General features: G+C 72.0%; 17 protein-coding genes and 1 pseudogene. 11 read left to right on the top strand and 7 right to left on the bottom strand.

Annotated features, from left to right (window positions below; all coding sequences use genetic code 11):
• Window positions 1-54 precede the first annotated feature (54 nt).
• From OG698_RS12455 to OG698_RS12445, 3 genes are all read left to right on the top strand, one after another.
• Complete coding sequence (locus tag OG698_RS12455; RefSeq protein WP_406103146.1) at window positions 55-2,466, top strand: MFS transporter; 2,412 nt, start codon at window positions 55-57, stop codon at window positions 2,464-2,466.
• Window positions 2,467-2,619: 153 nt separating this feature from the next.
• Window positions 2,620-5,046: a SpoIIE family protein phosphatase gene (locus tag OG698_RS12450; RefSeq protein ID WP_406103145.1), complete on the top strand. Its 2,427-nt coding sequence runs from the start codon at window positions 2,620-2,622 to the stop codon at window positions 5,044-5,046.
• Window positions 5,047-5,173: 127 nt separating this feature from the next.
• Window positions 5,174-5,896: a class I SAM-dependent methyltransferase gene (locus OG698_RS12445; RefSeq protein ID WP_406103144.1), complete on the top strand. Its 723-nt coding sequence runs from the start codon at window positions 5,174-5,176 to the stop codon at window positions 5,894-5,896.
• Here the strand turns inward: OG698_RS12445 and OG698_RS12440 are convergent.
• The 3 genes from OG698_RS12440 to OG698_RS12430 form a co-directional block, all read right to left on the bottom strand.
• The gene (locus OG698_RS12440) at window positions 5,893-6,429 is read right to left on the bottom strand and encodes a hypothetical protein (RefSeq protein ID WP_406103143.1); all 537 of its coding nucleotides are present in this window, start codon (window positions 6,427-6,429) and stop codon (window positions 5,893-5,895) included. The two genes, OG698_RS12445 and OG698_RS12440, sit on opposite strands and share 4 nt — an antisense overlap.
• Before the next feature lie 54 nt (window positions 6,430-6,483).
• A complete protein-coding gene (locus OG698_RS12435) occupies window positions 6,484-6,750 on the bottom strand; it encodes a GlsB/YeaQ/YmgE family stress response membrane protein (RefSeq protein WP_100591537.1) in 267 nt (88 codons plus the stop codon).
• A 145-nt stretch (window positions 6,751-6,895) separates the two neighbouring features.
• Window positions 6,896-8,422, bottom strand: coding sequence for an LCP family protein (locus OG698_RS12430; RefSeq protein ID WP_406103142.1), 1,527 nt, complete (start codon window positions 8,420-8,422; stop codon window positions 6,896-6,898).
• A gap of 114 nt (window positions 8,423-8,536) precedes the next feature.
• Between OG698_RS12430 and tatA the strand changes: the two are divergent.
• The 6 genes and pseudogenes from tatA to OG698_RS12400 form a co-directional block, all read left to right on the top strand.
• A pseudogene (gene tatA, locus OG698_RS12425) lies at window positions 8,537-8,692 on the top strand (Sec-independent protein translocase subunit TatA); the annotation flags it as partial.
• Between the two features lie 145 nt (window positions 8,693-8,837).
• Complete coding sequence (locus OG698_RS12420; protein ID WP_406103141.1) at window positions 8,838-9,671, top strand: M55 family metallopeptidase; 834 nt, start codon at window positions 8,838-8,840, stop codon at window positions 9,669-9,671.
• The gene (locus OG698_RS12415; RefSeq protein WP_406103140.1) at window positions 9,664-10,998 is read left to right on the top strand and encodes a M20/M25/M40 family metallo-hydrolase; all 1,335 of its coding nucleotides are present in this window, start codon (window positions 9,664-9,666) and stop codon (window positions 10,996-10,998) included. Before OG698_RS12420 ends, OG698_RS12415 begins: the two co-directional genes overlap by 8 nt.
• An 87-nt stretch (window positions 10,999-11,085) precedes the next feature.
• Window positions 11,086-13,083 (top strand): prolyl oligopeptidase family serine peptidase, encoded by a 1,998-nt coding sequence (locus OG698_RS12410; RefSeq protein WP_406111005.1) that lies wholly within the window; start codon window positions 11,086-11,088, stop codon window positions 13,081-13,083.
• A complete protein-coding gene (locus tag OG698_RS12405) occupies window positions 13,080-14,018 on the top strand; it encodes an LD-carboxypeptidase (protein ID WP_406103139.1) in 939 nt (312 codons plus the stop codon). The genes OG698_RS12410 and OG698_RS12405 overlap by 4 nt, the downstream gene beginning before the upstream one ends.
• Window positions 14,019-14,213: 195 nt before the next feature.
• Window positions 14,214-15,956, top strand: coding sequence for a CocE/NonD family hydrolase (locus OG698_RS12400; RefSeq protein WP_406111003.1), 1,743 nt, complete (start codon window positions 14,214-14,216; stop codon window positions 15,954-15,956).
• Between the two features lie 189 nt (window positions 15,957-16,145).
• Here OG698_RS12400 and OG698_RS12395 read toward each other — a convergent pair whose 3' ends face one another.
• Entirely contained in the window at window positions 16,146-16,340 is a 195-nt protein-coding gene (locus OG698_RS12395) for a hypothetical protein (RefSeq protein ID WP_406103138.1), read from the bottom strand.
• Between the two features lie 41 nt (window positions 16,341-16,381).
• On the opposite strand from OG698_RS12395, the gene OG698_RS12390 reads away from it, so the two are divergent.
• A complete protein-coding gene (locus OG698_RS12390) occupies window positions 16,382-16,948 on the top strand; it encodes a GNAT family N-acetyltransferase (RefSeq protein WP_406103137.1) in 567 nt (188 codons plus the stop codon).
• On the opposite strand, the gene OG698_RS12385 is transcribed toward OG698_RS12390, so the two are convergent.
• Window positions 16,917-17,270 (bottom strand): DUF6204 family protein, encoded by a 354-nt coding sequence (locus tag OG698_RS12385; RefSeq protein WP_406103136.1) that lies wholly within the window; start codon window positions 17,268-17,270, stop codon window positions 16,917-16,919. The genes OG698_RS12390 and OG698_RS12385 overlap by 32 nt on opposite strands.
• Window positions 17,271-17,416: 146 nt before the next feature.
• Here OG698_RS12385 and OG698_RS12380 point away from each other — a divergent pair, with 146 nt between their 5' ends.
• Window positions 17,417-19,411, top strand: coding sequence for a DUF5107 domain-containing protein (locus OG698_RS12380; RefSeq protein WP_406103135.1), 1,995 nt, complete (start codon window positions 17,417-17,419; stop codon window positions 19,409-19,411).
• Window positions 19,412-19,435: 24 nt separating this feature from the next.
• On the opposite strand, the gene OG698_RS12375 is transcribed toward OG698_RS12380, so the two are convergent.
• Window positions 19,436-20,620, bottom strand: a complete 1,185-nt coding sequence (locus OG698_RS12375) for an amidohydrolase (protein WP_406103134.1) — start codon at window positions 20,618-20,620, stop codon at window positions 19,436-19,438.
• The gene (locus OG698_RS12370; protein ID WP_406103133.1) at window positions 20,617-21,918 is read right to left on the bottom strand and encodes an amidohydrolase family protein; all 1,302 of its coding nucleotides are present in this window, start codon (window positions 21,916-21,918) and stop codon (window positions 20,617-20,619) included. Before OG698_RS12370 ends, OG698_RS12375 begins: the two co-directional genes overlap by 4 nt.
• Window positions 21,919-22,055: the final 137 nt, after the last annotated feature.

The raw sequence follows: 22,055 nt of genomic DNA, 5'->3' as shown, positions 1-22,055 counted from the left end.
GTTGTCGCGTAATGCGAGAAATATGCGGCGCAGGTGCGACGAGGGGAGCGACAGGTGGGCACGACGACGCTGGTGACGAGTGAGCCGGGGCCGGTGCCGGCGACGGAACCGACCCCGGCCCCCGAGCCCCAACCGGCCGTGGAGCAGGGGCAGTTCCCGGACCACGGCCTCAGCCCGAGCCGGGTCCGCATGGTCTTCTTCGGGCTCATGCTGGCGCTGCTGCTCGCCGCGCTCGACCAGATGATCGTCGCCACCGCGCTGCCCAAGGTCGTCGGCGAGCTGCACGGTCTCGACAAGATGTCCTGGGCGATCACCGCCTATCTCCTGACCGCCACCATCGGCCTGCCGATCTACGGCAAGCTCGGCGACCTCTTCGGCCGCAAGGGCGTCTTCCAGTTCGCCATCGCCGTCTTCGTCGTCGGCTCCGCGCTGGCCGGCTGGTCGCGCAACATGGACGAACTCATCGCGTTCCGCGCCGTCCAGGGCATCGGCGCCGGCGGACTCATGATCGGTGTGCAGGCGATCATCGCGGACATCGTGCCGCCTCGCGAACGCGGCCGCTACATGGGCCTCATCGGCGCCGCGTTCGGCCTCGCGTCCGTCGCGGGCCCGCTGCTCGGCGGCTACTTCACCGACCACCTCACCTGGCGCTGGTGCTTCTACATCAACGTGCCCTTCGGCCTGGTCACGTTCGCCGTCGTCACCGTCGTACTCAAACTGCCCCGGCCCGAGGTCAAGGCCAAACTCGACATCCTCGGGGCCCTGCTCCTCGCGGCGGCATCGACCTGCCTCGTCCTGCTGACCAGTTGGGGCGGTACCGAGTACGCCTGGGGTTCGCGGGTCATCCTGGGGCTCGCCGCCGGAGCGGCCGTGACGGCCGTGCTCTTCGTCGTCGCCGAGCACTTCGCCGCCGAACCCATCATCCCGCTGCGGCTGTTCCGCGACCCCGTCTTCAACATCACCGGCCTGGTCGGCATGGTCATCGGCATCGCCCTCTTCGGAGCGGCCAGTTACCTGCCGACGTTCCTCCAGATGGTCGACGGCGCGAGCGCCACCGAGTCGGGGCTGCTGATGCTGCCGATGATGGGCGGCATCGTCATCGCCTCGATCGTCTCCGGCCAACTCATCAGCCGCACCGGGCACTACAAGATCTACCCGATCCTCGGCGGGGCCCTGTCGACGGCGGGCATGTGGCTCCTGTCCCGCCTCGAAGTCGACACCCCGCGACTGCACTACAGCCTCTACATGGCCGTACTCGGAGCGGGCATCGGCCTGATCATGCCGGTCCTGATCCTCGCCGTGCAGAACGCCGTACGCCCCGCCGACATCGGCACCGCGACCAGCGCCAACAACTACTTCCGGCAGATCGGCGGCAGCGTCGGCGCCGCGATCTTCGGCACGCTCTTCGCCGACCGGCTCGCCGACGCCCTCGCGGACCGGCTGCCCAAGGGGACGGGCCTGCCCGACCCGGAGTCCATCACCCCGCAGCTCGTCCACTCCCTGCCGCGCGCGCTGCGCGACGGCTACATCCAGGCGTACGCCGACGCGATGCCCCGGATCTTCCTCTACCTCGTCCCGGTGCTCGTCCTCGGCCTCGTGATCGCCTTCTTCCTCAAGGAGACACCCCTGTTGTCCAGTGCCGCCCCCCACAGCGCCCCGAGCGGCGAGAGCGCCTCAGTCCCGTCCCAGGCCCGGACCTCGTACGGCGCCGGCGTGCCGGTCTGCGGCATCGTCCAGCACCCCGACGGGACCGCGGTGCCGCGCGCCGCGCTCACCCTCATCGACGTCGGCGGCCAGCAGATCGGACGCGGCGCGAGCGGCGACGACGGCCGGTACGCCCTGTCGACGCCCGGCGCCGGAAGTTACGTCCTGATCGCGGCGGCGGGCGGACACCAGCCCCAGGCCGTGACCGTCACCGTGGGGGAGCGGCCCGTCGACCTCGACGTCGTCCTCGGCGGCGCCGGGCGGCTCGCCGGGAGCGTGCTGACCGCAGACGGCGCGCCCGTGCGCGACGCCACCGTGACCCTGACCAACGTCCACGGCGAGGTCGTCTCCACGACCCGCAGCGGGCGTGAAGGCGGCTACGTCATCACGGAGCTGGTGGCCGGCGAGTACACGCTCGCCGGGAGCGCGCCCGCGTTCCGCCCCGCCGCGCTCCCCGTCACCGTGATGGCCGCGCGCGAGACCCGCCAGGACGTCGAACTCGCGGGCGGCGCCGTGCTGCGCGGCACGGTCAGGGCCGGCGGCGGACGCCCCGTCGAGGACGCGCGGGTGACCCTCCTCGACGCGGCGGGCAACGTCGTCGACACCCTCACGACGGGCGCCGACGGCACGTTCCGCTTCGTCGACCTGTCGTCGGGCGAGTACACCGTGATCGCCGCCGGTTACCCGCCGGTCGCCACGGTGCTGCACATGGCGGGCGGCGGCCGCACGGAGCGCGACCTGCAACTGGGCCACGAGGACTGAGCGTTGGGGCCGGGCGCGGTGCCCGGCCCCGGTACTCCGTGCCCGTTCAATTCGGCCGATGCAGCCCCCTGTACCCCCGTACCGCGTACCGTGGAACGGGAAAGGGCCGAACCAATGACGCTCGGTCGCCGCGCGGGGAAGGGAGCGCAGGCCATGCACAGTGGCACCGGGACGGCCCCACAGAGCCCCGTGCCCGGCCGCGTACCCCTGGCGGTCGTCGTGGTCGACGAGTCCGGACTCGTCTCGCACTGGAGCACCGGCGCGCGCCGCCTCTTCGGTCCCGCGCGCGAGGACGCCGTCGGCCGCCCCGCCACCGACCTGCTGCCCGTCTCCGGCGCACTGCCCGACGGCCTCAACTCCGAGGCGTACGGGGAAGAGGGCGCGTACGACGGGCTCGGCCCCGGCCTGGGCTCCTCGCTCGAGGGGCGGGCCTCGTACCCCGCCGCGGGCCGCGCCCGCCTCGAAGCTCCGCGCCGGGAGCGCATCGATGTCCTGTGGTGGGCCTATCCGCTCGTCGGCCCCGGTCCCGAGAAGCTGCTCGTACTCGCCGCCGACGCCGGCCGGCTGCACGCCGACGACGTGCCCGACGGGCATCCCGTGGAGCGCATCGCGCCCGGCTTCGCCCTGCACACCGACTTTCCCGGAGCCGACGAGCTGGCCCGCGGACTCCCCGCCATCCTGCCCAGCATGAGCGTCGGCGAGAGCGCCCGCATCGTTTCCCAGGTGCTCGAACTCGGCTATCCCGTACTGGAGTTCAGCCTCCACGACCGCGTACCCGTCACCGCCGACTGGGGCGTGCCCCGGCGCGCCGAGCGCAAGGCCCGCAGGGAGGAGGCCGCCCGCGCGGCCGCCGCCGGACTGCCCGCGCCGCGCCGCGCACCCGACGACGCGGACGACCTCGAGTACGCCGCCGTCCGCGAACACCTGGAGTTCCTCAACGAGGTGAGCGGGCGCATCGGTTCGTCCCTCGACCTGTCCCGCACGATCATCGAGGTCAGCCGGGCCGTCGTGCCGCGCTTCACGGACGTCGCGGGCACCTATCTGCGCGAACAGGTCGTCGCGGGCGAGGGGTTCCCCGAAGGCCCGCCCGACGCGACCACCCTGTGGCACCGCGTCGCCCTGGAGCACACGGACGAGCCGGGCCGCTGGGACGACGTCGTGCCCGTCGGCGAGTCCATGCCGTTCCCCGCGCACACGCCGTTCTTCCAGTGCATGACCTCAGGGCAGCCCGTCCTCGTCCCGCGCATCACCGAGGAGATGGGCAACGCGATCGCGTCGCAGTTCGAGAAGCGCGACATCAGGCCCCTCATCACCAACCGCTCGATGCTGGTGGTGCCCCTGAAGGCGCGCAACGTCGTCCTCGGGTTCATGATCCTGCTGCGCCACCGGGAACGCCCGGTCTTCAACGACATGGACCGCGTCACCGGCGCCGAACTCGCCGCCCGCGCGGGCCTGGTCCTCGACAACGCCCGCATGTACACGTACCAGGAGAGCGTTGCCGAGACCCTCCAGGACAGCATGCTGCCGCACATCGAGCCGCACATGCCGGGCTGCGACATCGCCACCCGATATCTGCCCGGCACGCTCCTCGGCCGCGTCGGCGGCGACTGGTTCGACTCGATCAAGCTGCCGGGCTCGCGGACCGCACTCGTCGTCGGCGATGTCATGGGTCACGGGCTCAACTCGGCGGCGATGATGGGCCAGTTGCGCACCGCCGTCCAGACCATGGCCGCCCTGGACCTGCCGCCGGCCCAGCTCCTGCGCAACCTCGACGACCTCGCTCAGCGCCTCGGCGAGCACTACCTCGCGACCTGCCTGTACGCGGTCTACGACCCGATCGCGAACGAGCTGGAGCTCGCCAACGCCGGGCACATCCCGCCGGTCCTCGTCCGCGCCGAGGACGGCCGCAGCGAGCTGCTCGAACTGCCCACCGGCGCGCCCATCGGCGTCGGCGGCGTCCCCTTCGAATCGGTCCGCGTCCCGATGGCGCCCGGCGACCGGCTCGTCATGTGCACCGATGGTCTCGTCGAAGTGCGTGGCGAGGACATCGGCGTCGGCCTCGCCACGCTCTGCGAGTCCGCCGCCCACCCCGCGGCCTCCATGGACGCCGCCTGCGACACCATCATCAGATCCCTGAACACCCGCGGCGGCCGCAAGGACGACGTCGCCCTCCTCATGGCCCGGCTCAACGGCATCGCGCCCGAGGACGTCGCCCACTGGAGCGTCACCCCCGGCCCCGCCGAAGTGCCCCGCACGCGCGCCCTCGTCCGCGACCAGCTCACGGCCTGGGGACTCGGCGCGCTCACCGCCCCCGCGGAAATGATGGCCGGGGAGCTCGTCGCCAACGCCGTACGGCACGCCCGCACCCGCAGCGTCGAGGTACGCCTGGTGCGCTCGGGGACCCTCGTGTGCGAGGTCGAGGACGACGACCAGAGGCTGCCGACGCTGCTCAACGCGGGCCCGGGCGACGAGTTCGGGCGCGGCCTGCGCGTCGTGAGCGCCCTTGCCAGGGAGTGGGGCACGAGTCGTACGGGCTCCGGCAAGACCGTATGGTTCGAACTGGCGTTGCCACGGGCGTAGTTGGCGAGGGGGCGCGGCGGGCGTACACGCATCGAATGCGGCGTGAAGGTATGTGCCGGGTGCTTGTGGGCGGGCCCGGGGCGCGGTAGACCGATCTTGCCGTGCCACCGCACCCCGGGAGTTGCAGATGAGCGTGACGAGTCGGTACAAGGACGCCTGGGAGAGCTTCTGGCGCGAGGCTCCCGGCGAACCCGGCGGAGTCTTCTGGGACGCCGAGCCCGCCCTCACCGCGAAGGTTCATCTCGCCCTGTTCGAGCCGCACTTGACGGAGGGCCTTCCCGTCGTGGACCTCGGCTGCGGGAACGGCACCCAGACGCGCTTCCTCGCCGACCGCTACCCGCGCGTCGTCGGCGCCGACCTCTCCGACGCCGCCCTCGGCCACGCCCGGCACGCCGACCCCGCGGGCCGGGCCGACTTCCGGCAGCTCGACGCCACCGAGCAGACCGAGGCCCACCAGCTGCACTCCGAGCTCGGCGACGCGAACGTGTACATGCGGGGCGTGCTCCACCAGTGCGAGACCGACGACCGCCAGGCCCTGGTCGACGGCATCGCGGCGCTCGTCGGCGAGCGCGGCCGGGCCTTCGTCGTGGAGCTCGCCGAGGCCGCCCGGCCCGTCCTGATGTCTCTCGCGCAGAGCCCCACGGGCCCGCCCGCGAAGCTGGCACCGGTCTTCGCGCACGGCATCGCACCCGGCGAGGTGTCCGACGCGGCGGTCCCCGACTACGTACGTACCGCGGGCCTCGACGTGCTCGCGAGCGGCGAACTCCCGCTCACCACCACGGAGTACACACCGGACGGCACCCGCATCGAGCTCCCGTCACGCTGGCTCGTCGTGGGGCGGGCGCACTAGGGGGTGTCCGGCGGATCATGGCCGGGGCCGCGGCGCCTGGCACGGCACCTCGCCGCGTTGCCGAAACGTCCGAACAGCTCCGCTATCAGGAGGCTCCGGCGCCTTGCGATGCACCGCGCCAGGCGCCGCGACCTATTCGACCCTGATCCGCCGGACACCCCTAGCCGTCGCAGGCCGAGGCGGCGCAGAGCGTTGCCGAAGGGGCCCAGGAGATGCGGGCAGAGCGGCCGGCCGCGCCCGAGCGGGACGCCTTCGTGCGCGGTCACCGCGAGGAAGAAGCCGCGCCCGGGGCGCGTCTGGAGGGTGGTGTTCCAGCGGTAGCCGTGGCCCTGGGCCAGCGCGACTCGCACCGCCCGCCGGCCGAGCCCTTCCTGCCGGCGTGACTCCAGGATCCAGATGCCGAGGAGCCGGCCCGTGCGGCACGGCGCGCACAGCCGGAAGCGGACCTGGCCGACGAGCGCGCCGCCCTCGTCGTGGAGCAGCACCTCACCGGCGCCGTGCGCCGAACGGGGAGGGATGCTCGTGAGGCGCACCGGCCCGGACGGTGACGCCGGCGGGCCGGGGCCCATGGGGGATCGACCGGCCCGTCAGTCGCGTGAGTTGCCGAAGAGCAGGCGGTAGCCGATGAGCAGCACGAGCGAGCCGCCGATGGCCGCGATCCAGGTGGTCCCGTCGAAGAACTGGTTGTCGATCGGGCGGTCCAGGAACCGCGACGAGATCCAGCCGCCGACGAACGCGCCCGCGACGCCGATGAGGGTGGTGCCTATCAGGCCGCCCGGGTCGCGGCCGGGGAGCAGGACCTTGGCGATGACTCCGGCGACGAGGCCGAGGATGATCCAGCTGATGATGCCCACGTGTGCGTCGTTCCCCTCGGTGATGTGTGGTGCTTGTGCTTCGGCTGTGCGTTGCGAATTTGCGCAACTGTACAGACAGAGGTGAAGACGCTGAACGGTCCCGGTCGGTTGCATCGGTCCAGCCGCAGTGCTCAGCCGTGGCGCGTCATCCGTAGGACAGGTTCGAGCACAGGCTGTCGTCGGCGGAGCGGGCGTCGTCGGAGACGTCGGACGGTATGCCGGTGGGTTCCGGCGACGCCGTCGCGGCGGTCGACGGACGGTCCGCGTAGTCCTGCCCGAGAATCGCCTTGATGCCCGCGGTCGAGGTCTCTTCGAGGCGTGCGCCCGGGAACCGCTGGGCGAGCGTGCCCGCTCGTGCCTTCTCGCCGGGGCCGTACCGGATGAGTGTGGTCGCCTGGTTCCGGGTGTTCGCGGTCGCCGTGCCCGTGACGGTGAACCCGTCGTCCTCAAGGGCGCGCGCGGCTTGGGCGGCCAGTCCCATGACGGTCGTTCCGTTGTAGACCGTGACGCGGATGCCGTCCCCCGGATCCGGCGCGGCGGAGGGCGCGGGTGAGGCGCTCGGCCTGGCGCCCTTCTTGCCGCTGGCGTCCTTCCCGTCGAGTGTCCGGTCCTCTCTGAGCGACGCCCACAGCGCGTCGGCGTCCGGCTCGACGACCGCGACGCGGCTTCCCTCGTAGCGCCAGGGGATCGTGACGAACTTGGTGTTGTGCAGGTCGACGTTCTTGAGGGACATCGCGAAGGAGAGGAGCTTGTCGGCGGAGCCGAGGCCCGGGTCGACGGTCATCGACCTCGTGGCCGCGTTCGCGAGCGGCAGGAGCTTCGTGGGCGTCAGGCCGTTGTTCTTGATCTCCTTGATCAGGCTTCCGACGAAGGCCTGTTGCCGCTTGATGCGGCCGATGTCGGAGCCGTCGCCTATGCCGTGCCGCAGGCGGACGTAGTCGAGGGCCTTCTGCCCGGAGACGTTCTGCTCGCCGCGCGGGAACAGGAGCTTGCCCGGGGTCGTGCGATGGGGGTTCAGGTCGCGCTGGTAGATGGGTTGCGGCAGGCACACCTTCACGCCGCCGACGACGTCGGTCAGGGCGGCGAAGCCCTTGAAGTCCACGACGACGGTGTGGTCGACCCGCAGGCCCGTCAGCTTCTCCACCGTGTTCTGCGTGCAGGCGGGGTTCCCGCCGGCGGTCTCGCCGGTCGAGTACGCCGCGTTGAACATCGTGTCGGGCCGCGTGCTGGTCCAGCTGCCGTCGGGCAGTTTGCAGGGCGGGATCGTGACGAGGGTGTCGCGCGGGACGGACACCGCCACGGCGTTGCGATGGTCGGCGTAGACGTGCAGCAGGAACGCCGTGTCCGAGCGGCCGATGTCGCCCTTGTCGCCCCCGCCGAGTGCCTCGTTGCCCCCGGTGCGCGCGTCGGAGCCGATGACGAGGACGTTCTCCCCCTTCGACGCGTCGGCGTCGGGGCGGTCGCCGGAGATGCCGTCCGAGCTGAACGTGTTGATGTCGCCGCCGAGTTTCAGATACACCCAGCCCACGCCTCCCGTCAGGAGGACGAGCAGGGACAGGGCTATCGCGAGCGTGAAGCGCACGCGGCTGCGCCTCGGTCGCGCCGCGCGCGCGGGGGACTTGGCGCCGCCGCCTCGGCGCGCGGGTGCCAACTGCTCACGGGTGCCTGCCATGGGGTGCGCCCTCACTCGGATCCGGGGTTGTACAGTTGCGCAATGTAGCAAGCTTCTTGGTGGGGGCCGTCCGTGGTGCCCACCTCATCCGAAGAGACGAAGGGTGGGGCGAAAATGTTCCGCAACGGTCTTGAGCCCTGGCACCTGCTCATTGTGGCGATCGTGGTCATCGTCCTGTTCGGTTCGAAGAAACTGCCCGACACGGCGCGCGCGCTCGGCAAGTCGCTCCGGATCCTCAAGAGCGAGACGCGGGCGATGAAGGCGGACGAGGTCGAGGAGCGCCGGGACCCGGCCGCGTCCTGACACCGGCGCATCCGCCGACCGGAGGGATGCCCGCCGCCTTTCGGTGGACTGGACCTCTGGCTCTCAGGGTGGCTCTGGCCTGCGCGTTCTCTGACGCGTACCGTGTTGCGCCATGAAGATCCTCATCAGCGCCGACATGGAGGGCGCCACCGGCGTGACCTGGCCGGGGGACGTGCTGCCCGGCACCCCGCAGTGGGAGCGCTGCCGGTCCATGTTCACCTCGGACGTCAACGCCGCCGTGCTCGGCTTCTTCGACGGGGGCGCCGACGAGGTGCTCATCAACGAGGCCCACTGGTCGATGCGCAATCTGCTCCTGGAGCAGCTCGACGAACGCGCGGAGATGATCACGGGCCGCCACAAGGCGCTCTCCATGGTCGAGGGCGTCCAGCACGGCGACGTCGACGGCATCGCGTTCGTCGGCTACCACACGGGCGCCGGCACGGAGGGCGTGCTCGCCCACACGTACCTCGCCAACTCCATCACCGGCGTCTGGATCAACGGCGTACGGGCGAGCGAGGGCCTGCTGAACGCGCACGTCGTCGCCGAGTACGGCGTACCCGTCGTCCTCGTCACCGGCGACGACCTCGCCTGCGACGACGCGCTCGGCTACGCGCCCGAGGCCCGCAAGGTCGCGGTCAAGGACTATGTGTCCCGGTATGCGGCTGTCTGTCGTACGCCGAAGCGGACCGCCGCCGACATCAGGGCCGCGGCGCAGGAGGCGGCGGCGCTCGCCGTGCGGCACGAGCCCGTCGAGGGCGGCCCGTTCACCATCGAGCTCGAGTTCGACGCCGAGCATCTGTCGATGGCCGCGACGGTGGTGCCCGGAGTCCGGCGCACCGGCGAGCGCAGGATCTCCTACACGAACGACACCATGTACGACGGCATCCGCACCTTCAAGGCGGTCACCACGATCGTCTCGGCCGCGGTGGAGGAACAGTATGGCTGACCAGGCATTTCAGGTGGACGATCAGGCGCTCGACGAGGTCGTGACCTTCACGTCCGAGCTGATCCGCATCGACACCACCAACCGCGGGGGCGGCGACTGCCAGGAGCGCCCGGCCGCCGAGTACGCGGCCGAGAAGCTCGCCGAAGCCGGCCTTGAGCCCACCCTCCTCGAACGCACGAAGGGGCGCACGAACGTCGTCGCGCGCATCGCCGGCACGGACCCGTCCGCCGACGCGATGCTCGTCCACGGCCACCTCGACGTCGTCCCCGCGGAGGCCACCGACTGGAGCGTGCACCCGTTCTCCGGAGAGATCCGCGACGGGGTCGTGTGGGGCCGGGGCGCGGTCGACATGAAGAACATGGACGCGATGATCCTCGCGGTCGTCCGGCAGTGGGCCCGCGCCGGGGTGCGCCCGCGCCGGGACATCGTCGTCGCCTTCACCGCCGACGAGGAGGCGAGCGCCGAGGACGGCTCCGGCTTCCTCGCGGACCAGCACGCCGGCCTCTTCGAGGGCTGCACCGAGGGCATCAGCGAATCGGGCGCCTTCACCTTCCACGACGGCTACGGAAAGCAGATATACCCGATCGCGGCGGGCGAGCGCGGCACCGGCTGGCTGCGGCTCACCGCGCACGGCAAGGCGGGCCACGGCTCGAAGGTGAACCACGCCAACGCCGTCACCAGGCTCGCCGCCGCTGTCGCGCGGATCGGCGCGCACGAGTGGCCGGTGAGGCTCACCCCGACCGTGGCGGCCGCGCTGACCGAACTCGCCGCCCTGTACGGCATCGACGCCGGCGTGGACTCCCCGCACTTCTCGGCCGACGAACTTCTCGCCAAGCTCGGCCCGGCCGCGGCGCTCGTCGCGCCGACCGTCCGCAACAGCGCCAACCCGACGATGCTGTCCGCCGGATACAAGATCAACGTGATCCCCGGCGAGGCGAGCGCGTACATCGACGGCCGGTATCTGCCGGGCGGCGAGGACGAGTTCCGCGAGACCCTCGACCGGCTCACCGGACCCGATGTGGACTGGGTGTTCGAGCACCGCGAGGTCGCGCTCCAGGCGCCGGTCGACTCGCCGACGTTCGCGGGGATGCGCGCGGCCGTCGAGGAGTTCGCGCCAGAGGGGCACGTCGTGCCGTACTGCATGTCGGGCGGCACCGACGCCAAGCAGTTCTCGCGGCTCGGCATCACGGGCTACGGCTTCGCGCCGCTGAAGCTCCCCGAGGGCTTCGACTACCAGGCGCTCTTCCACGGCGTGGACGAGCGGGTCCCGGTAGAGGCACTGCACTTCGGAGTCCGCGTGCTCGACCGCTTCCTGCGGTCCGCGTAGGCGCCGTCGGGCGGGTTTCGGCATCGGATTGGGGAGACGGTCTAGGAAATGGCGTCGCACGTGGAGAACATGGGGGCCTCTGAAGTCATGGGGGACGTGGACAAGTTGGTGCTGATCCAGAATTACGGATCGTGGCCGTCGCCGATCACGGCCGCGCTCGCCGCCGCGCACGACGGGAAACCGGAGTACGTCGGCTTCGTCGGCGACGAGGCGTGGTGGACCGAGCCCCGCCCCGGCGAGGGCGGCCGGCGGGCCCTGGTCAGGCGGCGCGCCGACGGATCGGAGCACACGGTGCTGCCCGCGCCGTGGAACGTGCGCAGCCGCGTCATCGAGTACGGCGGCCAGCCGTGGGCCGGCGCCGAGGGCCCGCGCGGTCCGCTGGTGGTGTTTGTCGACTTCGCAGACCAGCGGCTCTACGCCTACGAGCCCGACGCCCCCGGCGCCGTACCCCGCCCGCTCACCCCCGTCTCCGCGGTGGGGGACGGGCTGCGCTGGGCCGATCCGCAGATCCACCTCGACCGGGGCGAAGTGTGGTGCGTCCTGGAGGAGTTCACCGGGGACGGGCCGACCGACGTGCGCCGCGTCGCCGCCGCGGTGCCCCTCGACGGAAGCGCGGCCGGGGACCGCGCCGCCGTGCGCGAACTCTCCGACGGGCGCCACCGGTTCGTCACCGGACCCCGCCTCTCGCCCGACGGCCGCCGCGCCGCCTGGCTCGCCTGGGACCATCCGCGCATGCCGTGGGACGGCACGGAGCTGGTTGTCGCGGACGTGGCCGAGGACGGCACGTTCAGCGGGGCGAGGACGGCGTTCGGCGGGCCCGAGGAGTCCGTCGCACAGGTGGAGTGGGCTCCGGACGGCGCCCTCGTCTACTCCAGCGACCTCAGCGGCTGGTGGAACCTCTACCGCGTCGGCCCGGACGGCGAACCGCGGGCCCTGTGCCCGCGCGAGGAGGAGTTCGGCGGGCCGCTCTGGAAGATCGGCCACCGCTGGTTCGCCCCGCTGGAGAGCGGTCTGATCGCAGTCGTCCACGGCGTCGGCGCCACCGCGCTCGGCGTGCTCGACCCGGCGACCGGCGAGGTCGTGGACACGGCCGGACCCTGGACCGAGTGGAGCCCCGCCCTCGCCGTGCACGGCACCCGCGTCGTCGGCATAGCGGCCAGCCCGCGCACCGGCCACGAGGTCGTGGAGCTCGACACGTGTACGGGCCGGGCGCGCGTCGTCGGCGCCGCGCACACCGACGCCGTCGACCCCGCGTACTGCCCGGAGCCGCAGATCCGCACCTTCGCGGGCCCCGACGGCAGGGACATCCACGCCCACATCTATCCACCGCACAGCCCCACCCACGCCGCGCCCGACGACGAACTCCCGCCCTATGTCGTGTGGGTCCACGGCGGCCCCACCGGGAACTCGCCCCTCGTACTCGACCTGGAGATCGCCTACTTCACCTCGCGCGGCATCGGTGTCGCCGAGGTCAACTACGGCGGCTCCACCGGCTACGGCCGTGCCTACCGCAACCGCCTGCGCGAACAGTGGGGCGTCGTCGACGTCGAGGACTGCGCCGCCGTGGCGCTCGCGCTCGCCGCCGAGGGCACCGCCGACCGCGACCGGCTCGCGATCCGCGGCGGCAGCGCCGGAGGCTGGACCACGGCCGCGTCCCTGACCGGCACCGACGTCTACGCCTGCGGCACGATCCTCTACCCCATCCTCGACCTCACGGCCTGGGGCTCCGGCGAGACCCACGACTTCGAGTCCCAGTACCTGGAGTCGCTCGTCGGACCGATCGCCGAAGTGCCCGCGCGATACGTGGAGCGCTCGCCGGCCGAGCACGCGGATCGGCTCACCGCGCCGTTCCTGCTGCTTCAGGGCCTCGACGACGTGATCTGCCCGCCCGCGCAGTGCGAGCGCTTCCTCGCCCGCCTGGAGGGGCGCCGCGTCCCGCACGCGTACATCGCCTTCGAGGGCGAGAGCCACGGGTTCCGGCGCGCGGACACCATGATCCGCGTACTGGAGTCCGAACTCTCCCTGTACGCCCAGGTGTTCGGCCTTCATCCGACCGGGATCCCCACGCTGGAGCTGTCCAAGTGACGTCACCGACACCGCCGGCCCGACCCGCACGCCTCGCCCCCGGAGCGCGCGTCGCCGTCGTCGCGCCCAGCGGACCCGTGCCCGAGGACCGGCTGGAGGCAGGTCTCGACATCCTGCGCGGCTGGGACCTCGAGCCCGTCGTCGAACCCCAAGTCCGCTCTGTCCATGGGAAGTTCGACTACCTCGCGGGCAGTGACGCCGAGCGCGCCGCCGGTCTCCAGCGGGCCTGGTGCGACCCGTCCGTCGACGCCGTCCTGTGCGCGCGGGGCGGATACGGCGCGCAGCGCATGGCCGACCTGCTCGACTGGGACGCGATGCGGGCGGCCGGGCCCAAGGTGTTCGTCGGGTACAGCGACATCACGGCGCTGCACGAGGCGTTCGCCGCCCGGCTCGGTCTCGCGACCCTGCATGGACCGATGGTCGCGGCGGCCGACTTCCTCAAGAGCGCCCGCGCGCAGGACCACTTGAAGGCCACGCTCTTCGCACCGGAGACCGTACAGACCATCACGTCGGTGGACGGCGGACGGCCGCTCGTGGGCGGTACCGCGCGCGGCGTCACGCTCGGCGGCTGCCTCAGCCTGCTCGCCGCCGACCTGGGCGCCCCGCACGCCCGTCCGTCAGCCGCGGGCGGGCTGCTGTGCCTGGAGGACACCGGCGAGGAGACGTACCGCATCGACCGCTACCTCACCCAACTCCTGCGCACCGGCTGGCTGGACGGGGTCTCGGGGATCCTGCTCGGGTCCTGGGCGGAGTGCGACGCGTACGACGGGTTGCGCGCGCTGCTCGTCGACCGGCTCGGCGGTCTCGGCGTACCGATCGTCGAGGAGTTCGGCTTCGGGCATTGCGAGGGGGCGCTGACGATCCCCTTCGGCATCACGGGTGAACTCGACGCGGACGCCGGGACGTTGAGCTTGGATGTGCCCGCGCTGGCCTGAATCGTTCGGTTACTGAATCTTCGTCAAGAAACACGCGTCCTGGTGATTGACCCGCGTATGACACGTGTCACAACATGACCACGCCCAGACTTACCGGTCGGTAGCCGGTGGGTCTTCCTCAGCGTGGAGGTAGCCGTGTCCCGTGCCGTGCCCCGATCCCGACCGCGATCACCACTGGCGCTGGCCCTCGGCGCCATGGTCGCCGCGCCCCTCGCCCTCGCGGCGCCTGCGAACGCGACGCCACAGACGCAGCAGACGGGCGAATACACCGTCACCGCACTGAAGTTCACCGTCCAGGCCGGCGGCCGCAGCTGCGTCGTCGATGCCGACCTCTACCGGCCCGCCGGCGTCGACGCCACCCACACCGCACCCGCCGTCCTCGCCACCAACGGCTTCGGCGGCAGCAAGTCCGACGGCTCGACCGACGCCATCGGCAAGGCCTTCGCCGCGCGCGGCTACGTCGGACTCGTCTACTCCGGACTCGGCTTCGGCAAGTCGGGGTGCCTCGTCTCGCTCGACGACCCCCGCATCGACGGCGCAGCGGCCTCCGGGCTGGTCGACTTCCTCGCCGGGACCCGCGCGGCCGACGACGGCACGAAGGCCGACTACGTCACCAAGGACGGCAAGGGCGACCCCCGCGTCGGCATGATCGGCGGCTCGTACGGCGGCGCGATCCAGCTGGCCACCGCGGCGGTCGACCATCGCGTGGACGCGCTCGTCCCGATGATCACCTGGAACGACCTGGCGTACTCCCTCGACCCGAACAACGCCGCCGACCGCTCCGTCCCCGGCTCCTTCAAGTGGCAGTGGACCAACGGCTTCTACCTGATCGGTGAGGGCCAGCCCCTCCTGGAACCGTCCCTCGACCCGTCCCGGATCAACAAGCTGACCTGCCTGCACTTCGTCACCGACGCCTGCGAGACGATCAGCACCCTGAACTCCGGCCGCTACCCGTCCGACAAGGCGGGACCGATGCTCGACTACGCGCGCAGCGTCTCCCCCGTCTCGTACCTGAAGCAGGTCAAGGCGCCGACGCTGCTCGTCCAGGGCCAGTCCGACAGCCTCTTCAACCTGAACGAGGCGCAGGCCACGTACGGGACCCTGAAGGCGCAGGGCACGACCACCAAGATGATCTGGCAGTCCTGGGGTCACAGCGGCGGCCTCACGGATCCGGCGAGCGGCGAACTCAACCTCGCGCAGGGCAACCTGGAGACCTCGTACGTCGGCAAGCGGATCCTCGCCTGGTTCGACCGCTACCTCCAGCACAAGAAGGACGTCGACACCGGCCCCGCGTTCGCCTACTACCGCGACTGGATCACGGACCCGGACCAGACCTACGCCACCGCGCAGAGCGTCCCGGCCCTGAGCCGGAAGCTGTACCTGTCCGGCGACGGCAAGCTCGTCGACAACCGGGCGAAGGTCGCGCGCGGCAGCCGCGAGTACGCGAACTGGCTGATCCCCACCAGCCACTCCGAGTCCTCCCTCGCCGGCCTGACCGGCCTGCCCGACCCCGCCCCGCGCGACACCGCGGGCACCTACCTCGGCTGGACCAGCGATCCGCTGACCAGCACGACCGACGTCGTGGGCTCTCCGAAGGCCACCCTCAAGGTCGTCTCACCGAAGACCGAGCGCGTCCAGAACTCGGACGACGCCGCCGACAAACTCGTCCTCTTCGCGAAGCTGTACGACATCGCGCCGGACGGCAGCAAGACACTCGTCCACCGACTGGTCGCACCGGTCCGTGTGCCGGACGTGACCCGCTCCTTCACGGTGTCGCTGCCCGGCATCGTCCACCGCTACGAGACGGGGCACCGCCTCCAGTTCGTCATCGCGGCGAGCGACGACGCGTACGGCGGCAACAAGGGCATCAAGCCCGTCACCGTCACCAGCGCGCCCGAGGACACCGGTGTCCTGGAGCTGCCGGTCGTCGGACAGTAGGGCGACCCGGGGCCGGGGCCGTCACCCGTACGGCCGCGCGCCCCGCCCCGGAGGGACACCCCGCCGTGCGCGAACCCCGCCCGGCTGCCCATGCTGGGCGGGGAAGGCACGCGTCGCTCCGGCGGAAGGGTCCACGGATGAGTCCCAAGGACACGGTGAGCTCCGACAGGAGCGGCGTCACCGGCACCTTCACACCGGGCCTGACCGCCGGGCCGGATCGCCGTCATCGAGCTGGTCGTCCTCGTCGTCTTCATCTTCGAGAACACCCGGCAGGTCAGGATCCGCCTGCTGATCCCCGAGGTGTCCATGCCGCTCCATCCGGTGCTCGGCGCCGTCATCGGGGCGATCTGCGGTGGCTACTTCATCAGCAGGCGCAAGTGACACGAACCCGCTGCCGCCCCACGGCCGCGGCGTAGGCTGGCCGGATGTCTGCCACCAGCCGCCGCCACCTCGACCAAGGCCCCCACGTGGGCATACGCCCCTTCACGCTCGCGGACGGAGAAGAGTTCACCGCGCGGGCGCGGGAGAGCGCGGACCTGCACCACCCCTGGCTCTTCCCGCCCACCGCCGCCGACACCTACGCCGCCTACGCGGGCGCACTCATCGACGATCCGACCCGTTGCGGATTCCTGGTGTGCGAGCGGACGGACGACGGGGGCGGTGGCGGCATCGCCGGCTTCATCAACATCAACAACATCGTCCGCGGCGGCTTCCGCAGCGGCGCCCTCGGCTACGGCGTGTTCGCGCACGCGGCGGGCCGCGGCTTCATGAGCGAGGGCCTCGGCCTCGTCGTCCGGCATGCCTTCGGCCCCCTCGGACTGCACCGCCTGGAGATCAACATGCAGCCGGGCAACGAGGCGTCCATCGCGCTCGCCCGCCGCGCCGGGTTCCGCCGGGAGGGCTACTCGCCCGACTTCATCTTCGTGGACGGCGCCTGGCGCGACCACGAGCGCTGGGCGCTCACGGCCGAGATGCCCGGTGCTTCCGGCTGACCTTCATCGTGTCCATGTCCGTCGCCGACGACTTCAGCGCCCCGAAGCCGTACCCCTCACCGAGCGCCCTGAGCGACGCCTCGGCCCGCTCCTCGGCGAGCGCCTCCGCCATCTCCTCGCCGTCCTCGGCATCCGACTCCACCACGAACCGGTACGAGAAGTGCCTCAGCACCCGGTCGTAAGTGAGCGATCCCTCCGGCGTGAACCTCATCGACGCGAGCCCGTGCTCGTCGACCTCGGCGAGCAGCCGCTCGCGCGCGCCGTCCGCCAGACCGTCCCATGTGCCGCGGACGATGACCCGATATGTGTGCTGCGTTCCCATCCGCGGAGAGTAACCCGGCGGGCCGAAATACGCCTTTGCTTAATTCTGACCTGGAGAGCCCCTGGTCAGCTCATGGGCGAGCCTGTTCCATGGTCGTCGGGGCACACCGCGTGCGGACGGCGGGCCCCGCGAACCGGGAGGCGGACTTGACGGACTCGCAGGCCGAGCGGACGACCCTTCGACGCGACGTACTGACCCTGCCCGGCGTGGCGGTGGGCGCCCCCGACCCGCTGCCGCCGCTGCGGCCTCTCGACGAACTCCACGAAGTCGACGACCGCTCCAAGCAGGGCATGCCGCGCGACATGGCCCGCCAGATCGGCTACGAGAAGCTGCGCAGCGTCCTGCCGGAGCGGCTCAAGAACGGCTACGGGCGCGAGCGCGCCCCCCTCACCCTCGACACGCTCGTGATCGAGAACGACCGGCTGCGCGTCACGGTCCTGCCCGGCCTCGGCGGCCGCATCCACTCGATGTTCCACAAGCCCACCGGCCGTGAACTCCTCTACCGCAACCCGGTGTTCCAGCCCGCCGACTTCGCGCTCAACGGCGCCTGGTTCTCCGGCGGCATCGAGTGGAACATCGGCGCGACCGGGCACACCACCCTGTCCTGCGCACCCCTGCACGCCGCCCGCGTCACCGCGCCCGACGGCGGCGACATGCTCCGCCTGTGGGAGTGGGAGCGCCTGCGCGACCTGCCGTTCCAGGTGGACCTGTGGCTGCCTGCCGGATCCGACTTCCTCCACGTGGGGGTGCGGATACGCAATCCCCACGAACGGCCCGCGCCCGTCTACTGGTGGTCGAACATCGCCGTCCCCGAGGAACACCGCGTCCTCGCCCCCGCCGACGAGGCCTGGCACTTCGGCTACGAGCGCAGCCTGCGCCGCGTCCCCGTCCCGGAGTCCGACGGCGTGGACCGCACCTACCCCCTCAGCGGCGAATTCCCGGCCGACTACTTCTACGAGGTCCCCGACGGGCAGCGCCGCTGGATCGCCGCCCTCGACGACGACGGGCACGGACTCGTACAGACCTCGACCGACCTGTTGCGCGGTCGCAAGCTGTTCCTGTGGGGCCACGGCGAGGGCGGGCGGCGCTGGCAGGAGTGGCTGACCGAGCCGGGCACTCGCGGCTACGCCGAGATACAGGCGGGCCTCGCCCGCACCCAGCTGGAGCACGTACGCCTGGACGCCGAGGACGAGTTCGCGTGGCTGGAGTCGTACGGACCGCTGTCCGCGGCGCCCGACGCCGTGCACTCCGCCGAGGACTGGGGGGCCGCGCGCGGCGAGGTCGAGGAGTGCCTCGAAGCCGCGCTGCCGAGGGCGGATGTCGACGCCGCCTACGCGGCCTGGCGTCCGCACGCCGACGCGGAACCGGAGGAGTCGCTCGCGGAGGGCTCCGGGTGGGGCGCCCTAGAAGTGCTGCGCGGCGACTTCAAGCTGCCCGGCACACCCTTCGCCGAGTCGACCCTCGGCCCGGCGCAGGCACCCTGGCTCGACCTCCTGCGCACCGGCTCCATCCCCGAACCGCGCCGCGTCGGACCGCCCGGGCCCACCCTCGTCGCGCCGCACTGGCGGGACATGCTGGAAACGGCGCCCGCACAGCCGCTCACCGAGTACCACCTCGGCGTAGCCCAATGGCACGCCGGTGACCTGGCCCAGGCCGTGCGCAGCTGGGAGCGCGGCCTCGAACTCGCCCCGTCTCTTTGGCCGTTGCTGCGCTGCCTGGCCGTCGCCGACCAGGAGGCCGGTCATCGCGAACGCGCCGCCGACCGCTACGCCGAAGCCTTCGACGACCTGTGCCAGGAGCGGCGCGACGACGGCGAGGCCTGGACGGCGGCCACCGCGGCACTGGGCCGCGAGGCCATCGACGTGCTGCTCGCGGCCCGTCGCCCCGGAGCGGCCCGCACCGTCTGGGACCGGCTGCACGCCACGACCCGAGCCCGCGGCCGCTTCCGGCTCGTCGAGGCCCGGCTCTTCCTTGCCGAGGGCGACAAGGAGGCGGCACGGGCTGTGTTCGACGAGGGCTTCGAGGTCGCCGACCTGCGCGAGGGCTCGGAGGTCATCGCCGAACTGTGGGCACGCCTCGCCGCACCGGGCGAACGGCTGCCCGCCCAGTACGACTTCAGCATGCGGCCCAGGGAGTCCTGACCCGGCGCGCGGCGGCGCGTGTGGTCAGGGGAGCGGCAGCTCGCCGTCCCTGGCCACGACCCGGCCCGCCCTGACCACCAGGTCACGCGCGGGCAGGTCCACCACGACCTGGGGCAGGCACTCGCCGCGCACCAGGAAGAAGTCGGCCGGCGAGCCGGGGGACAGATCCAGGTGGGGGAGGCCGACGACACGGGCGCCGTCATCGGCGGCGACGCGGAAGGCATCGGCCAACTCCTCGTCCAGACGCGCCCCTTGGGCCCGGGCGAGCAGATGCGCCCGGTGCAGCATGTCGGCGTTGCCGAACGGGCTCCACGAGTCGCGCACCCCGTCCGAACCAAGCCCGACCCGCACCCCGAGCTCGCGGAGCCGGCGCGTGGGCAGGACCAGCGGCCGCGACGGCGCCACGGTCGTCAGGGAGATCCCCGCGTCCGCCAACTCCGCGCCCATGCGGTCGAGTTCAACCCCTTCGAGGCCGGGTACGCAGAACGCGTGACTGATGCTGACCTTGCCCTGGAGGGACAGCGCCCTGGTCCGGTCGATGATCGCGTGCACCGCGGTCAGGCCGGGGACGGACTGGTCGTGGAGGTGGATGTCGACGCCCATGCCGTGCCGGTCGGCGATCCCGAAGACCAGGTCGAGCTGGGCGTCGAGCGCCTCGTCGAAGCCGATCGGGTCGATGCCGCCCACGATGTCGATGCCACCGGTGCGGGCCGCCTCCTCCAGGAGCTCCGCGGTGCCGGGCGCCCGCAGGACGCCGTGCTGCGGGAACGCGACGATCTGCACGTCGACCGCGTCCCGCAGCGCCTCACGCGCGGCGCCGACACCCTCGACACCGGCAAGGCCGAAAGCGGGCGCGACATCGACATGGGCCCGCATCGCCCGGGTGCCCCGGGTGACCGCGTGGGCCATCAGGCGCTGGGCGCGGTCCTTGAGGGGTGTGGTCTGCGAGCGGTACAACTCGGCGTCCGCAGCGGCGAATTCGGCGATCCCCGACGCGGGCTTGCGCGACACCCAGGGCTCGCCCCACGCGGTCTTGTCCGGGTGGATGTGCGCGTCCACCAGGGTCGGCAGCGCGATCCGGCCGTCGCAGTCGACGATCTCGGCACCCTCGGGCGCGGGAGCGTCGACGATCACCCCGTCGACGACCGCGAGGTCCACGGCCTCCGCCGCACCGAGCGGGCGTACGTTCCTGAAGACGACGGCGCTCATACGGCAACACCCGCACGCACCACGCGCACCGGCTTCTTCAGCACCGACACGTCGGCGAGCGGGTTGCCGGACAGCAGGATCGCGTCGCCCGCGTAACCGCGCGCGAGACGGCCCACCTTGTCCTCGAAGCCGAGAAGACGGGCCGCGTTGGTGGTCGCGGTGCGGATCGCGTCGAGCGCGGACAGACCGGCCGAATGCATCCTCTCGATCTCGGCGCCGATCGGCTCGACCGAGCCGCCCGACGAGTCCGTGCCGGACACCAGGCCCACGCCCAGCTCGTGGGCGAGCTTCGCGGCGGCCTTGAGCTTCGGCAGGTAGGTGCGGCCGCGCTCGTCGAGAACCGGGTCGGGGTCGCCGATCATGCCGCCGATCGCGACCATCGTGGGCGTGAAGTACGTGCCACGGCGGCGCATCTCGTGCAGGGTCCGCTCACTGATGAACGCGCCGTGCTCGACGGACTTGACGCCGGCCATGACGGCGTCGTGGCAGCCCTTCTCGCTGTAGCTGTGGCACAGCACGTCCTTGCCGCCGCGGCGGGCGGTGGCGACGATCGTGGAGAGCTGCTCGCGGCTGTAGACCTGCTCCAGCGGGTCCTGCTCGGCCAGGCCGGCGCGCGGGTTCACGCGCGTCTTGACGGTGTCGACACCACGGGCCAGGTTGACCTCGACGACGCGGCGCAGCGCCTCGGCCGAGGTGACGCCGCCCTTGAGGCGGGCGAGCGGGGTGAGGTCGGGGTCCGCGAGGATCGTGTCACCGAGGTCGGGCGTGACGAAGATGCCGGACGCGCGCAGCCTGGGGGCCAGGCCCGGGGCCCGCCGGGAGAGCTCGCGGACGGCGATGTCCTGGTAGAAGTTCGTCGAACCGCTGCGCGCGGTGGTGGCGCCGAGCGCGAGGGTCTTGGCGGCCTCGGCGGCGGTGTTCAGGTGGATGTGCGAGTCGACGAGACCCGGCAGGACCCACTGGCCGTGCGCGTCGAGGACGGTGACGTCGGCCGGCACGTCGACGTTCTTGCGCTTGCCGGCCGCGCGGACGACGCCGTCGCGGATGACGACGACCGCGTCCTCGGTGACCTCGCCTGTCGCGGGGTCGAGGAGCGTGCCGCCGTCGATGACGAGGTCACCGCCGCGGGGGGCGCTGCCGGAGGAGGCGTGGGCGGTGGTGGTGGCCAGGGCGGCGGCGGACGCGCCGGGCGCGGCGGCGGCGAGGGCGGCCGTCGTGCCCGCCAGTGCGGCGGCACCCGCGAGTACGCCTCGGCGGGTCAGCCGGTTCGACGGCGGGGGGCAGTTCTCGACGCACATGCGGGGCTCCTCGGCGGATGGCGGGAGGGATCGGTTGGCCCGACATTTTGTATACCAAGATGGAGGTGCGGGCAAGGAGTGGATGATTCCGCTCGGGTGTGACCTGCATGTTCTGCCCAGATTCCGGTCAGCCGGAG

This window comes from Streptomyces sp. NBC_01003, assembly GCF_045162695.1.
Lineage (GTDB): Bacteria > Actinomycetota > Actinomycetes > Streptomycetales > Streptomycetaceae > Streptomyces.
Note: the sequence above shows the minus strand (reverse complement) of the source record. Positions and strands in the feature narration are given on the sequence as shown.

Bases quoted from the DNA above. Each gene is read 5' to 3' on its own strand.
- OG698_RS12415 (WP_406103140.1), top strand. From the start codon at position 9,664: ATGGCTGACCAGGCATTTCAGGTGGACGATCAGGCGCTCGACGAGGTC.
- OG698_RS12410 (WP_406111005.1), top strand. From the start codon at position 11,086: ATGGGGGACGTGGACAAGTTGGTGCTGATCCAGAATTACGGATCGTGG.
- OG698_RS12390 (WP_406103137.1), top strand. From the start codon at position 16,382: ATGTCTGCCACCAGCCGCCGCCACCTCGACCAAGGCCCCCACGTGGGC.
- OG698_RS12430 (WP_406103142.1), bottom strand. From the start codon at position 8,422: ATGGCAGGCACCCGTGAGCAGTTGGCACCCGCGCGCCGAGGCGGCGGC.
- OG698_RS12445 (WP_406103144.1), top strand. From the start codon at position 5,174: ATGAGCGTGACGAGTCGGTACAAGGACGCCTGGGAGAGCTTCTGGCGC.
- OG698_RS12400 (WP_406111003.1), top strand. From the start codon at position 14,214: ATGGTCGCCGCGCCCCTCGCCCTCGCGGCGCCTGCGAACGCGACGCCA.
- OG698_RS12370 (WP_406103133.1), bottom strand. From the start codon at position 21,918: ATGTGCGTCGAGAACTGCCCCCCGCCGTCGAACCGGCTGACCCGCCGA.
- OG698_RS12450 (WP_406103145.1), top strand. From the start codon at position 2,620: ATGCACAGTGGCACCGGGACGGCCCCACAGAGCCCCGTGCCCGGCCGC.
- OG698_RS12420 (WP_406103141.1), top strand. From the start codon at position 8,838: ATGAAGATCCTCATCAGCGCCGACATGGAGGGCGCCACCGGCGTGACC.
- OG698_RS12375 (WP_406103134.1), bottom strand. From the start codon at position 20,620: ATGAGCGCCGTCGTCTTCAGGAACGTACGCCCGCTCGGTGCGGCGGAG.
- OG698_RS12385 (WP_406103136.1), bottom strand. From the start codon at position 17,270: ATGGGAACGCAGCACACATATCGGGTCATCGTCCGCGGCACATGGGAC.